The organism is Bowmanella denitrificans, assembly GCF_039522935.1.
Classification (GTDB): Bacteria; Pseudomonadota; Gammaproteobacteria; order Enterobacterales; family Alteromonadaceae; genus Bowmanella; species Bowmanella denitrificans.
On record NZ_BAAAEI010000012.1, the window covers coordinates 137481 to 152324 of the forward strand.

The following is a 14844-nucleotide window of genomic DNA, read 5'->3' on the forward strand; positions in this document are numbered from 1 at the left end:
ATCAAGATAACTGCAATTCACCTTTTAGACGGGTTAATGACTCTGCCGCAGCGTCAAAGTCATAACTGTCAATATAACCGGCTAACTGGCGCAATTGCGTCTGATGCGGGCCGTTTTTCAACATGGGCTCAAGCTGTTCAAGGATATCCACCGCATCGGTGTCGTAATCGGCTATCAACGCGTCAAGCTCGTTCATTAACGAGGCGACCCTGGCGGCATCGAAAGCCTGTTCATGGTTTTCTTGCTGTTCTGAGTGACTGGCTTGCAGGGCCGTTAGTACCAGATTGAGTTCGGTTTGCAGTGCCGCCAGCAGTTCAGGGGCCTGTTGTGTAGCGCCCTGACAGGCATGTTCAAGAGCTCCGGCCCTGGCATGTAGTTCCCTGGCGCCGATATTACCTGCCGTACCCTTAAGGGTGTGCGCCATATGCGCTACCGCTGGTATATCGCCAGCGGCCAGGGCCGCTGCGATTTGTACGCCAAAATCTGCATTACCTTGACTAAAACGCTGCAACAACTTTTGATACAGCCGCACATCGTTTTGTGTGGTGGCCAGGCCGGCCTGCACATCAATCCCATCAATCGGAGCAATCTCTGTTGCCTGTACAGTGGTTTGCACCTGCTGCGGCCCAGCCAATGGTTGGGCCGGCACAATCCACTTTGCCAGAGTCATAAACATCTGATTGACGTTTATGGGTTTGGCGATATGGTCGTTCATACCGGCATCCAAAGCCCGTTCAATATCTTTGGCCATCACATTGGCGGTCATGGCAATGACCGGCAAAGATTGCCATTTGGGCTGCTCACGCAGCAAGCGGGCAGCCTGATAACCGTCCATCACCGGCATCTGACAATCCATCAATACGCCGTCGAAGTGGTTATCTTGCAGGGCATCCAGTGCTTCTTGGCCATTGCAGGCCAGACTGACCAGAACACCACTGCTGCTAAGCAGCTCCATGGCCAGCTCCTGGTTCAGCTCATTGTCTTCCACCAACAATATTTTCGCCCCCTGCAGTTTCTGCCTGGCGTCCTGAGCAGCATTGTTGGCAGTGACATTTGCGGGGTCAGCCAATTCACCTTTGCCCATAGCATGCAATACGGCGTTGAGCATGCCACTGCGAGTAACGGGTTTAATCAGATAACTGCTAATAGACAGATGCCGCGATGCCAGGCGCGCCTCGTCACAGCCAAAGGCAGTTACCATGATAATTCTTGGCCGGCTCGGCATTTGCAGCTCGGTTAAGATTTGCTGGCTGGCCTCCACACCATCCATACCAGGCATACGCCAGTCCATGCAAACCAGTTGGAACGGGTCGCTTGCTGCCGCCTGCGCCACCATCGCCACGGCCGCAGCACCGCTATTTGCCTGTTCGGTACGAAAACCAAAACCTGCCAGCAGCTCGGCAAGTATTTCTCTTGCAGTAAGATTGTCATCCACAATCAATACCCGCAACGGGCCCAATTCATTTTGCAGACTAACGCGCTGCGACTGGATGCCGCACTGCTTACCCAGGCGCAGGGTGAAATGGAAAGTGCTGCCAGCACCCGCCTGGCTTTCTACCCAGATTCGCCCCTCCATCAGTTCGCAGAGGGTTTTGCAGATGGCCAACCCCAAACCCGTGCCGCCATATTTGCGGGTAATGGAACTGTCAGCCTGGCTGAAGGATTGAAATAGCTTGGCCTGCTGTTCGCCCGACATACCGATCCCGGTATCGCGCACCGAAAACTGCAGTTGTACCTGTTCGTTATCCTGTTCCAGGCTTTGTACCGCCACCACAATTTCACCGGCCGTTTCGGTAAATTTCACGGCATTGTTGCCAAGGTTGGTGAGTATCTGCCCCAAACGCAGCGGGTCACCGATTAAAGCGGTAGGCACATCAGCCGCCACGTCAAAATGCAGCTCAATGCCTTTTTCTTCCGCCTTCATGCCCACCAGGCTGATCAGGTTGTCCAGCACATCCTCAAGACGGAACTCCACGGCTTCTATGTCCAGCTTGCCGGCTTCAATTTTGCTGAAATCCAGAATGTCATTGATGATGCCAAGCAAGGCCTCGGCACTGCGATGCACTTTGGATATGTAATTGTGCTGACGACGATCCAGATGGGTTTGCAAAGCCAGATGACTCATACCTATGATGGCATTCATCGGTGTGCGGATCTCATGGGACATATTGGAAAGAAAGTCCGACTTAGCCTGAGTAGCCGTTTCTGCTTTGTCCTTGGCCTCAAGTAAATCCGCTTCCATAGCCTTGGCATCGCTGATATCCAGGTTGATACCAAATACATGCCGGGCCAACTCTCCTTCGCGGGCGTCCAGCGCTTTGCCGACACTGAGGATCCACTTCCACTGACCGCCAGCGGTCAGCATGCGAAATTCCGCCCGGTAAATACTGGTATGTCCAGCCAGATGTTTACGCAACGCATTTTTTGCCTGGGCTTTATCATCGTCATGCACCAATTGCATGATTTGCTCAATACGATTGTCAAAGCGAGCTTCTAACTCGGCTTTGTCATATCCCAACATGGTGGCCCAGATATCGTTAGTCAGTAGAATCCCACTTTTAGTATCCAGCTCCCAGGAGCCGGCATTGGCACCCACCATGGCCAGTTCAAAACGTTGTTTGGTTTCGATCAGTTCGCGATAGGACTGGCTGTTGGAAAGCGCTACGGCGGTGTGGCTGGCCACCACACGCAGAATGTTAATCTGTGCGCTGTCAAAGGCGTCGGCCTGGTCACTTTGTACCGTCATGACCCCCAGCACGTCATGGCCGGCCATTAGTGGCAGGCAAACCACCGTTTGGGTTTGCTCGCCATTGAGATTCTGGGCGCTGGACATGGCTTTGTCCTGCCACTGCTGCTCAGTAGCCGCAATAAATTCCTGCTTGCGCGTGATACACCACGACAATGGATCGCTTTCTGCCTGGATCAGCGTTTCAACTGTATCAAGACTTTGCCCTTTGCAATGCATAAACACAAACTCCAGACGTTGCTGCTGAGGGTGGTACAAGCCAATAGCAAAGGTGTCGGCCGGCAAGCTGGCCTTTAATCGTGCATAAATCATGCTGCCAATTTTGTTTAAATCGAAAGTGGCGGTAATGTCTTTGCCCACATCGCCCAGTACCAGGATATCGTGGGTACGCTGCTCTACCTGTCCGGCCAGATATTGTTGTGTCAGTCGGTGCTGCCTGGCCCGATAGGCTATCAGTGCCGTTACCAGCACAATCAGGGTTAATGGTGCTGATAGCAAAAACTCGGTGGTTTGGTACCAGGCCGGCAGCACCCGAATTGATAAGAATTGCGGCTGGTTACTCCACACGCCATGGTTGTTACTGCCTTCAACCTCAAACCGATAATCTCCTGGTTGCAAGCGACCATAGTTAATCTGATTGGCTGCGGTACGATGTTGCCAGTCTTCCTCGTAACCCAATAGCCTGGTTTTATACCTGTTGTCTTCACTGGCCTGATAATCCAGTGCCGCAAAACTGATACTCAGACTCTTAAAATCCGGCGGCACATTTAAAATATCGGGAAGAGGGAAAGATTGTGTCCGACCGTCGATTTTGACTGAGGTAATCACCAAGGGGGGAGGCACGTCATTGACCTTCACTTTTAACGGATCAAAGCCAGTGATGCCATCAATGCTGCCGAGGTAGATTTTGCCCTCGCCACTTTGATGAACAGAGCGGGCCAGGAAACTATTGCTGTTTAACCCATCATTGGTGGTGAAATGATGAAAAGCACCAGAGTCAGGGGCAAGACGGAACACGCCATGGGATGTCGCCAGCCAGATCCTTCTTTCCCGGTCCATTGCCATAGACTGCACCGAGAATCCTTCTTCTTCGGCCATATGACGAAAGCTACTGAATGTCCCACTTCGGGTGGAATAACGCTCCACGCCGCTGTCTGTAGCAAACCAGAAAGTTTCATTATCTTCCTGCATGACCGCGTTGATATGCCCGTCACTTAACTCACCAGGCGCAGAGCCGGGTTTATGGTGCTGAATGTCGCCGCTTTTAACATTAATTCTGAACAACCCTTCCCCTGCCGTGCCTACCCAGACCAAACCCTGGCGGTCAACAAAGGTAAAAGTGGGGTCAATATTATCCAGATATGATTCGACCTGATTCGTGGCCGGGTCCCATCTGAATACCTGTGAGGAAAATGACAGCACCAGCCACAGTTGATCATGCTCATCGGCTGCAACCCACTCAATAGAATGGCTCTGGCCCCCTAACCAGGACAGCGAAACTGGTTCAATTTCCTGCTGATCAGCATACAGACGATAAACCCCGGCATCGGTGCCAAGATAGAGATCGTTATTGCTCAGGTACGCCATACTTTTCACCCGGAAACGGGTTAGTTCACCAGGCAGGTGTTCATCTTCAATAGGCGTAAATCTGCTCTCTCCATCAAAGGCTACCAGGCCTTTGCCGGTTCCCAACCATAATCCGCCCTGGCGGTTAGCGGTAATTGACAATACCTGGGAATACAAGCCAGATAAGCGCTGATCCTGCAAATAACGGCTCCAACTGCGAAAAGAAGGTTCGCCAGGGAAAACTTTAATAACCCCGGAATACCGGGTAGCGGCCCAAAGTAGTCCGGTGTCATCCACCAACACCTGACGAACATCCCTGTTACCCAGCAGTGCCCACTGTTCATGCAAATCCGCCGCCACAAAACGCTGTGAAGATAACTGGAAATAATAAATGCCCGCCAGTGTGGCGAGAATCAATCTGTCACCCTGGCGGGTCATGCTATTAACACTGGGTAACTCGCCATCCGGCAAGGTCAGGCGATGGTAAACTGCCGTTTCGGGGTCGAAGCGACCAAAGCTAAGCCGGGTGGATATCCAAAGCCTGTCCAGGGGGTCGATATACAGAGAGCGCACCTCTGGGTGGTCCAGCATACCGTCGGCAACGCCAAATTTTTCAAATTTCTGTTTTTGTCTGTCCAGCTTGTACAGACCATTGGAGGTCGCCACCCAGATAAAACCCTGGCTGTCCTCACTGATTCCCCAAATCCGATCACTGCCCAGACTGCCTGGGTCGGCAGGGTCCGGTTGATAACGGCGGAAACGCCCGCTTTTTTCATCAAACAGGTTAAGCCCCCCCCCATTGGTACCAACCCAAATCTCTCCTGAACGGCTCTCGAACAGCGACTGTACCTTGTCCGCGCCAAGTGAATCAGGCTGATCGGGGTGATGGCGAAAATGCTTGAAGGACTGACTATCGGCAAGATAGAGATTAAGCCCGCCTCCCCAGGTTCCTACCCAAAGACGGTTTTTTGAGTCGTTCAACATTGCCCCGACATTGTCTTTCGACAGGGACGTAGGATCTTTATCATTGTGCCGAAATGAGCTGAATCCATAGCCATCGTAGCGCTTTACACCGTCTGCAGTGCCAAACCACAAAAAGCCCTGTTGGTCCTTAGCTACCGCATAAATCTGCGGATTGGCCAGACCATTGTAGATTGACAGCTCTTCGGTTTTCTGGGGCTGGCTCAGTACATTAACTGAACTGAACAACAACCAGGCAAGCCATACCAGGCGAAAACAGGTGAGATGCCGCAAGATCTTTGTCCTTACCACTAATTCCCCCTTATATCAGGCGTGTTAACTCAGATATCATCGGTATATCTGGCCTGAACATCGCGAATCTGCGGCAAACAACCAACAAACTCTTGCACCAGTTGTGAATCGAAATGCTTGCCACTTTGCTCTTTCAGTAAGGTTACAGCCTGCTCCTCTGTCCAGGCATTTTTGTATGGGCGTTTGCTGGTCAACGCATCAAACACATCTGCAATGGCCACAATACGTGCCGACAGAGGGATATCTGTACCACTTACGCCATGGGGATAACCGCTACCATCCCATTTTTCATGATGAAACAGGGCAACTTCACGAGCCATTTGCAATAAAGGGGAAGGGTGGTCGCCAAGAATATCCACACCAAACTGCACATGTTGCTGCATCATCTGCCATTGCTCTGCATCCAGAGCACCGGGTTTCAGCAGCACGTTGTCAGGAATACCAATCTTGCCAATATCATGCATAGGTGCAGCATTAAACAACAATTCACACCAGGCGTCGGGTTGGCCAATTTGCTCAGCCAGAAAGCGTGAAAACCAGCTCATGCGGATCACATGCATACCGGTTTCATTGTCTTTAAATTCTGCCGCCCGGCCCAGACGACGAATAATTTCCAGACGCGTTTCATTGAGCTCTCTGGTGCGTTGCTGAACTATGTTTTCAAGATGCCTGGCTTGGTTGTATAAAGCCAGTTGGCTTTTTACCCGGGCCAGCACCAACAGCGGGTTAACTGGTTTACTGATATAGTCCACAGCACCGAGACTGAAACCCAGTGCTTCATCCTGTTCTTCAGATTTAGCCGTCACAAAAATCACCGGGATGGCCTGGGTTTCGATACGGCTTTTCAATTGTCGGCACACTTCATAGCCATCCATATCCGGCATCATGACATCCAGTAATATCAGATCCGGGCGAGGCTCTGCGCTTGCGACTTTCAGGGCTAGAGCACCGTTTAAGGCCGCTTTCACCCGATAATCCGAGCGCAAAATGCCGGTTAAAACGTCTATATTTTGCGGGGTATCATCAACGACCAATATGGTTGCTTTGTCCGTTTGAGGCATTATCCGGATTCCCTCAGGCTTTTTGTTATAACTAGGGGCTTTTGCAGTAACAACGTAACCTTGTTTTTAGTCATTGACGTCTCACCGTCCTTGTAAGCGTCTGGTTCAGTTCAACCAAGCGTAAAGTCTGAGTCTAGTCATTTTTAATGACGAACGACGGGAATTCGCTTAACTTTAATTGCAGAGCACCTGGAGAACCTCAGCGTATAAGGAGTTTTAGCATGTCGACAAGCAAAGCCACACCCCAGGCTAAGTCCTACGCTGCCATGACCGCCTTGGTTGTGGAGCCGGTTGAGAGCATGCGAGCCACAGTAGCTAAAATGGTATCTGAGATGGGCTTTGCTAACGTGATTGGCGCCAGTAACGGCGAACACGCTCTATCGTTGCTCAGAAGCGAAGATGTGGATTTGGTGTTGTCCGAATTGTTGATGCCTAAAATGAATGGTATTCAATTGCTCCAGCACGTACGCAATGGCAAGCGAAATTTCAGCGTGCCCTTTGTGATGATCTCCGCCAACATAGAACAAAGTCAGGTTGTCCAGGCTATTAAACAGGGTGTGTCCGAATATGTGGTCAAACCCTTTTCTGCCAAGATTCTGCATGCTCGCATTGAACGTGCACTGGTTAACCCGGTTAAGCGCACCTCTGCGGTGGCCGAAAAAGTCGATAAGCTCAATGACGCATTAGTCGAAGCAGAGCCTTTACGCATTCTGGTGGTGGACGATGTGGTAGACAACATACAACTCATCAGCGACATCCTGCGTAAGGAATACAAAGTTCGAGCTGCAACCAGTGGTGAAACAGCCCTGAAAATCTGCTCGTCAGATCCGCTGCCCGATCTGATATTACTGGATGTCATGATGCCGGATATGGATGGCTTTGAAGTCTGCCGCCGCTTAAAACTCAATCCCTTTACCCAGCATATCGCTATTATTTTTTTAACTGCACTGGATCAAACCGACGATATGCTGAAAGGCTTTGAACTGGGCGCCGTGGACTATATCACCAAACCTATTAATCCACCGGTATTACATGCCAGAGTGCGAACTCATATGACCCTGACTGCGCAGCTCAGGGAAATGCGCAATATGCTGGATACCATGCAGGATAATGTGTTGTTAAAAGAAGAACTGGAGCAGTTGAAACAGAGCCGCAATTAAGTGGATGACTTAAATAATACAAAGAATGAGGAAAATTTGGAGCGGGAAACGAGACTCGAACTCGCGACCCCAACCTTGGCAAGGTTGTGCTCTACCAACTGAGCTATTCCCGCTTGGAAGATATACCGGCAGACCGGTTGATTCAGAATTTGGAGCGGGAAACGAGACTCGAACTCGCGACCCCAACCTTGGCAAGGTTGTGCTCTACCAACTGAGCTATTCCCGCAACTCTGAAACGCTTTAAGGTAAATTTAACTACCTCAAGCGGAGGCGCATTTTACAAAAATACCGGTCAGACGCAAGGGCTATTTTGAAAAATCTTGCTGACCGACGATTTTATAGGCAGCTTTTTGCCGTTAAATGGCGAACACATGCTGGCGATAAAATTGCAATTCGGCGATAGACTCACGAATATCATCCAGGGCCAGATGGGTACCCTGCTTGGTAAATTGGTTAAGCAACTCCGGCTTCCAGCGCCTGACCAGCTCTTTAATGGTGCTGACATCGACATTGCGGTAATGGAAATAGGCTTCCAACTCAGGCATATGGCGCACCATAAATCGCCGGTCCTGACCGATGCTGTTACCGCATAGCGGTGACTTGCCTTGCGGTACCCAGTCGGCTAGAAATGCCAGGGTCTGCGCAACGGCCTGCTGTTCATTGATTTGGCTGTCCCGGCAGCGCTGGGTCAGGCCGCTGTTACCATGAGTACGAGTGCACCACTCGTCCATGCCGTTCAGTACCTCGTCACTTTGATGTATGGCAATCACCGGTCCTTCGGCCAACACATTTAGCTGGCTGTCAGTAACAATAGTGGCAATTTCCAGGACTTTTTCCCGCTCTGGATCCAATCCTGTCATTTCCATATCAATCCACACCAGGTTGTCAGCATTCTGTGTCATGTCTCGCCTGCCTTTATCTTTTGGTATTTGCTTATGTTGCAAGGTACACTGGGCGTCCCGTATCAGGCCGTCATAGTAAAGCATTCGCATCCCAAGTGGCAAAAAGAAACAAATTAACACAGCGCCAGAAGCGTCAGGTTTCCAGTAACCTGAAGAAGCGCTTAAGTGGCAAGGAAGTCGGCCCAGCCGACGATAGCCTGTTGCCGTCCCGAGCCGGTTTGGTGGTTGGGCGTTTTGGACAGCATGCCGATGTTGAAGACGAACAAGGCACAGTATATCGCTGTCATATACGCCGCAATGTGGAAGGGGTGGTATGTGGTGACCAGGTGCTGTTCAGACCGGGCAAAGACCAGACCCTCAATGTCAGCGGTGTGCTTGAAGCACTGCAAGAGCGTAAATCCGTGCTCACCCGGCCCGACTACTATGACGGTATCAAACCTGTCGCCGCCAATATCGACCAGATTATTGTCGTCAGCGCGGTGCTACCCAGCTTATCGCTGAATATTATCGATCGTTATCTGGTGGCAGCAGAAGATGTTCAGATTGAGCCGGTAATTTTGCTCAACAAAGTGGACATGCTGAGTGCTGAACAACGCAGTGAAATTGAACAGCAACTTAAACTATATGCGGATATTGGTTACCGGCTGTGCTTTGTCAGTTGCAAAAGCGGCGAAGGCATAGAGGAACTGGCCGCCTTACTCAAGGACAAAACCAGTGTCTTTGTCGGCCAGTCCGGCGTAGGGAAATCCAGTCTGGTTAATAAGCTGCTACCTGAAGCAGAAGAGGCCATTGGCGATGTATCGGATAATTCCGGTCTGGGCCAACATACCACCACCGCGGCCAAACTATTGCGCTTCCCTGGCGGCGGTAATCTGATTGACTCGCCAGGAGTAAGGGAATTTTCTTTATGGCATCTGCCAGATGAAAGGCTAATCTGGGGATTCCGCGAATTTCGTGATTTTCTCGGTGGTTGTAAATTTCGTGACTGCAAGCATGGTGACGATCCCGGCTGCTTACTGCGTGATGCGGCGCAGCAGGGCAAAATCAGCCAGGCGCGTTTTGACAGCTACCACAAAATATTGTCAGGCATGGACGAACAGCGCCCATCTTATAGTAAGCCCCCCAGGTAAAGAAACAGGGTCACCCTTTCAGGTGACCCTAAGCGTTACGGCGCAATACTGACAGACTTGAGGCAGTATTCCTGCCAATCCAAAGCCGGTAGGCTGTGATTTGGCAAAACATCACGGAAATATTCAAGCAACGGCACCGCATACACCACATCGGATTGTTCAAAGGCATCGGGCCGGGTTTCTCTGACCTTTGCGAAGGTCAGGTATCCATCCTTGCCCAGAGCCGTAAAGGAATTGGTTGCAACAGAGTAGATGGATTGAAGATCAATAGGTTTCCACTGATTGCTGCGTCTGTCTTTGACTTCCAGATTCTTTATGCCTTGCCCGGTTGAGGCATTTAACACCACGTCATAACGCAAATGTGACGAGTAAGGGAAGGCGCCGGTTGAAGCACTGATACCCTGAGCATAATCGAGCGCTTCATTCAGCACCTGCAGAATTTCCTCACCGGTCAGGTCTAATGTCACCACAGTATTGGAGAACGGCAGAATCTGATAAGCGTCTGCCACAGTAAACTGGCCCTGATGCAATTCGGCTCTGACCCCACCGGCATTCTGAATCGCCACATCAGCCTTAGGCAAATAATGCAGAAACGCGTCGGCAACCACTTGCGCAGCGTAGCTGCCAGAAGGCTGCTCACCGTTGCTGAAGGCTGCCGGGATACGAGTAAAAGGCATGGTTTGGTCCACTTGGCCCAGTTGTGACTGTTTGAAGCTCTCCAGTTCCAGTTTGTAAGGCGCCAGAATGGCATCTACTGCTGGATCCGCAGCAATAGTGCGAATACTGGTTAATGTCCCGATTTCCTGAAGGATCGCTTGCTGCTGTGATTGGTCAGCGGCAACCCATTTATTTTCTGCGTCCTGCACTTGAAATTGGTCTGCAACCAATAGCTCTAAGTTGCCCTGAATCGTTTCTACGTTGCCTTGAGCGTCGAAGTTCACGTTAAGGCGCCCCAGCCCTTTGGCATATTCCCAAGCCTGGGCAATATAAACCGGCTTACCTTCGGGATTGCTTACCTGGGTGGGATACTCACCATCCACGGCGATCCCCATCCCGGTTAGCTCTCCGGTCGAGTCCAGAACATCGTGAGTGTCGCCGCCTATAATGACATCAATGCCATTCACCTGGCTGGCCAATTGTTGGTCGAACTCATAACCAAGATGGCTGAGCACTATAATTTTATTGATGTCCTCGGCCTCCAGTTCCTTGACCTGAGCCTTGACCGACTCGACTTCGTCGGTGAAATTAACCTGATCGCTGACCATGGATGACTCACGGGTTTTCTCCACTTTCAGTACGCCTATAATGGCGACTTTTTCACCTTCGATATCTTTTATCACTCTGGGTAGGATTGGCTTGCCATACAGTGGGCTTTTCTCGGTAGGATGCACATTACCGGCCAGAATCGGGAAACTCGCCATATCAATGAGTTCGGCCAGATGCGCATCCCCTTCGTCGAATTCGTGATTACCGAGCTGGTAGGCGTCCAGACCAAGGTAATTGAATACCTGAATATCGACCTTGCCTTTAAACAGGCTGAAGTACAGCGTTCCATTCAACTCCCCGCTATTTAGCACCAACGTATTTGCATCCCGATATTCTTCAATGGCACTGGCAATGCGGGAAAAGCCGCCCAGTTGCACCCGGACCCTCTCATTACCCTGTGACTCTGTATCGTAGTTCAGAGCCAGATCCATGGTCTGACTTTCAAAGTAAGAATGGTGATCATTGGTATGCAAGATCTTCAGACTGATGGGCTGATGGCTTGACAGCGGCAAGACAGGGTCTGGCTTATTATCATTGTTGCAAGCGACCAGCATGCCAGCCAGAACAGGTAAGGACCAAAGCGCAGGTTTCATAGTTTCTCCAACATGGAATGGGTTAGGCGGGATAGGTTAATTGGCAGTCTATGGCGGATGTGTGAATAGTTTATTTATGTCTCATTAAGCTTTTGGGTATTTAATATTTCAAACTGCTATCTGACCCGTAAATTCTGGTTGAGAGCTTTTTGGTATTTCGACTGGCCGGGATGGTTAGGGTACAATCCCCGCGGTTATTTTCATCAGGAAAGAAAAACGTGCAGCCAATTAAGGTCAGCCTTCAGTATCTGCTTCCCAAGCATGCCGTGTCCCGTCTGGTGGGCAAGTTAGCTGCTGCAGAAGCGGGGTTTCTTACTACCTGGCTTATTAAACTGTTTATCAAACAGTTTAAGGTGGATATGCAGGAAGCGAAGCAATCCGATCCGGCCAAATACAAAAGCTTTAATGAATTCTTTACCCGTCCGCTGAAAAAGGGGGTACGGGAAATTGTTCAGGATGAAAATAAACTGGCCCATGCGGTAGACGGCACCGTCAGCCAGGCCGGAGATATCGATGCAGATCGGATATTCCAGGCCAAAGGCCATAACTATAGCCTTACCGCCCTGCTTGGCGGCGATGCTGAGCTGGCCAAACCTTTTGAAGGCGGCACCTTTGCCACCATTTATTTATCCCCCCGCGATTACCACCGTATTCATATGCCAATGGACGGGCAGCTAACCGATATGCTGTATGTGCCCGGCGAGTTGTTCTCGGTAAATCCTCTGACAACGGAACATGTACCAGGCTTATTTGCCCGTAATGAGCGGGTGGTAAGTATCTTTGACACACCGCATGGCAAGATGGGGCTGGTATTAGTGGGTGCCACCATTGTGGCCAGCATTGAAACTAAATGGGCTGGTACTGTCACACCACCAACAGGTAAGCAGGTGCAACGCTGGCAATATCCAGCCCAGGGCAACAATGCCGTGATGCTGAAAAAAGGCGAGGAAATGGGGTTATTCAAGCTAGGCTCAACCATAGTCGCGGTATTTGAACCTGGCATGGTGGAGCTGGAGAACCTGCAGCCTGGTGACGTAACACGTTTAGGTCAGCCATTCGCCACCCTGAAATCCTGACGTGGACCCGGTCAAAAAAAGCCTGTGGTCATTGCACCTGGCGGTAATACTGCTGGGTGCCACCGCACTGTTTTCCCGTATTATTCCGCTTTCGGCCCTGGATATTACCTTAGGGCGGGCGGCCATTGCTTTTGTGGTGCTGGCGCTACTGGTCAGAATAAGCGGCAGTAGTCTGCGCTTTCAGCGCCCCAGAGACATGGGCATCGCCATTTTGCTGGGTAGTCTGATGGCGGTGCACTGGGTCACCTATTTTGCCGCCATGCAATACTCCTCGGTATCCGTGGGCATGATCGCGCTTTTCACCTTTCCGGTAATTACTGTATTGCTGGAACCTTTTTTTGAGGGAATTCGGCTGGTCTGGCAGGATCTGGTCAGTGCGGTAGTGGTGCTGGCAGGCATTGGCCTGATTGTACCTGAAGCGTCTCTGGGCAATGAGGTGACCCTGGGAATTGCGGTCGGGGTATTTTCCGCCCTGTTGTATGCTTTGCGCAATCTGCTACACCGCAAATACTTTTCCCACTATGGTGGGGCCCAGGCCATGACCTATCAGACCCTGGTGATCGTATTGTGCTTGTGCTGGTTCGGCTCTGCCGAGCTTTATCAGGCATCCCAACATACTTATCTGATGTTGCTGCTGCTTGGCACCATCTGCACCGCCGCCCCCCACGCCCTGGTGGCTTACACCCTGATACACCTGCGCGCCAAAACTTTCTCGCTGGTAGCCTGTATGCAACCTTTGTATGGCGTAATACTGGCGATATTGGTCCTGAATGAACAACCGAGCTGGCAAACTCTGGTCGGGGGGATTATGGTCATTAGTGCGGCCATTTATGAAACCATTAACGCGAACAAGTTGCATCCCGCTAAAGGACAAAGCTGATATGCTGATATTCGCCCATCGCGGTGCCAGTAAAGCGGCCCCGGAGAACACCCTGAAAGCCATGCATTGCGCGTTGCAAATGGGCGCACAGGGTATTGAGATTGATGTTATTCAGGCAGCCGGGCAGTGCTGGGTTATTCATGACGTTTGGGTGCAGCGCACCACCAACGGATTTGGCCGGCTGGACCAGATGACCGAAGCCCAGATTCGCCAGTTGGATGCCGGGGAGGGGCAGCAGGTGCCAACCTTAGAGGAAGTGATGGCGCTGACAGCAAACCGTTGCTTGCTGAATATTGAACTAAAAGGCATCAAGGACTTAGCGCTCTTTCTGCAACAGCTTGACGGTGCCTGCGAGAGCCTGGGCATAGCACATCAGCATTTGTTGTTTTCATCCTTTGATCATCACCTGCTGGCGCAGCTGAGTCGCTTACGGCCAGAATTTGCCATTGGCGCCCTGACGGCCAGTTGTCCATTAGATTATGCGGCCTTTGCCCAGGAGTTGGGTGCCGTGTCGGTGCATACGGATGTGGCCTTCACCAGCGCTGAATTTGTGCAGGATGCCAAAGCACGGGGTTTAAAAACCTATGTCTACACGGTGGATGAACCGCAGGATATGCAGATGCTTAAGAACTGGGGAGTGGACGGTATTTTTACTAATGTGCCAGATAAGGCACTGCACTGGCTGGCTGAGTCAGAACAACAGCCAGCTTAATGATCGTCACACTGACGGCAGCTTTGACAGAGCTTCAGGTTGATCAGGTGGGCGGCAATAATCAACACTGCGCCCACAGCAATAGTGAACGGCTCATATTCGTGGCCGAACATGTCCTTATTCCAATAAATCAAACCACCCAGAACCAGGCTGTATAAGGGATAAATCTGTCTGTGGTAATGATAAAAACCAGACAGCAGCGCCCAGAAGCCGATGATCATCGATACCGTCAGTATACTGCGCTCAAACCAGGCATCGGCAAAGAAACTGGCTCCGACAAAAGGCAGCAGAGGGATTAAAACCGGCAACAGCAGGCAATGCAATGCGCACAGGCTGGAAGCCCAGATGCCCATTTTATCCAGCAAATTGTTGCTTTTGTTCGACATAATCCACAGCATAACGAGGTTTCAGATCCCGTTATAGTATAACATTTACCAAAATTGGCAATAGACGATCTTGCCGAACAGATTTAACCAACTG

10 protein-coding genes and 2 tRNA genes are annotated in these 14844 nt (G+C 50.9%); 5 read left to right on the forward strand and 7 right to left on the reverse strand.

All coding sequences use genetic code 11. The features are described 5' to 3' along the window. Position 1: 1 nt before the first annotated feature. Positions 2-5566 (reverse strand): response regulator, encoded by a 5565-nt coding sequence (locus ABD028_RS11615; protein ID WP_343845031.1) that lies wholly within the window; start codon positions 5564-5566, stop codon positions 2-4. Positions 5567-5613: 47 nt separating this feature from the next. Next, positions 5614-6645, reverse strand: a complete 1032-nt coding sequence (locus tag ABD028_RS11620; protein WP_343845033.1) for an HD-GYP domain-containing protein — start codon at positions 6643-6645, stop codon at positions 5614-5616. A 221-nt stretch (positions 6646-6866) separates the two neighbouring features. On the opposite strand from ABD028_RS11620, the gene ABD028_RS11625 reads away from it, so the two are divergent. Then, complete coding sequence (locus ABD028_RS11625; RefSeq protein ID WP_343845035.1) at positions 6867-7805, forward strand: response regulator; 939 nt, start codon at positions 6867-6869, stop codon at positions 7803-7805. A gap of 37 nt (positions 7806-7842) precedes the next feature. On the opposite strand, the gene ABD028_RS11630 is transcribed toward ABD028_RS11625, so the two are convergent. The 3 genes from ABD028_RS11630 to orn form a co-directional block, all read right to left on the reverse strand. Next, positions 7843-7918: transfer RNA gene (locus ABD028_RS11630), tRNA-Gly, on the reverse strand. Between the two features lie 37 nt (positions 7919-7955). Further along, positions 7956-8031, reverse strand: a tRNA-Gly gene (locus tag ABD028_RS11635). Positions 8032-8161: 130 nt separating this feature from the next. Next, a complete protein-coding gene (orn, locus tag ABD028_RS11640; RefSeq protein ID WP_102794869.1) occupies positions 8162-8707 on the reverse strand; it encodes an oligoribonuclease in 546 nt (181 codons plus the stop codon). A 95-nt stretch (positions 8708-8802) separates the two neighbouring features. Here orn and rsgA point away from each other — a divergent pair, with 95 nt between their 5' ends. Next, the gene (rsgA, locus tag ABD028_RS11645) at positions 8803-9837 is read left to right on the forward strand and encodes a small ribosomal subunit biogenesis GTPase RsgA (RefSeq protein ID WP_343845037.1); all 1035 of its coding nucleotides are present in this window, start codon (positions 8803-8805) and stop codon (positions 9835-9837) included. A gap of 35 nt (positions 9838-9872) precedes the next feature. On the opposite strand, the gene ABD028_RS11650 is transcribed toward rsgA, so the two are convergent. After that, positions 9873-11696 carry a 5'-nucleotidase C-terminal domain-containing protein gene (locus ABD028_RS11650; RefSeq protein ID WP_343845039.1) on the reverse strand — a complete coding sequence of 608 codons (1824 nt, stop codon included), beginning with the start codon at positions 11694-11696 and terminating at the stop codon, positions 9873-9875. Between the two features lie 218 nt (positions 11697-11914). Between ABD028_RS11650 and asd the strand changes: the two genes are divergently transcribed. The 3 genes from asd to ABD028_RS11665 are packed head-to-tail and all read left to right on the forward strand — an operon-like array spanning position 11915 to position 14364. Further along, entirely contained in the window at positions 11915-12772 is an 858-nt protein-coding gene (gene asd, locus ABD028_RS11655) for an archaetidylserine decarboxylase (RefSeq protein ID WP_245921311.1), read from the forward strand. A gap of 1 nt (position 12773) precedes the next feature. Then, positions 12774-13652 carry a DMT family transporter gene (locus tag ABD028_RS11660; protein ID WP_102794675.1) on the forward strand — a complete coding sequence of 293 codons (879 nt, stop codon included), beginning with the start codon at positions 12774-12776 and terminating at the stop codon, positions 13650-13652. A 1-nt stretch (position 13653) separates the two neighbouring features. Next, the gene (locus ABD028_RS11665; RefSeq protein ID WP_102794676.1) at positions 13654-14364 is read left to right on the forward strand and encodes a glycerophosphodiester phosphodiesterase; all 711 of its coding nucleotides are present in this window, start codon (positions 13654-13656) and stop codon (positions 14362-14364) included. Here the strand turns inward: ABD028_RS11665 and ABD028_RS11670 are convergent. Continuing rightward, positions 14361-14750, reverse strand: coding sequence for a MerC domain-containing protein (locus ABD028_RS11670; protein ID WP_102794870.1), 390 nt, complete (start codon positions 14748-14750; stop codon positions 14361-14363). The genes ABD028_RS11665 and ABD028_RS11670 overlap by 4 nt on opposite strands. Between the last annotated feature and the right edge of the window lie 94 nt (positions 14751-14844).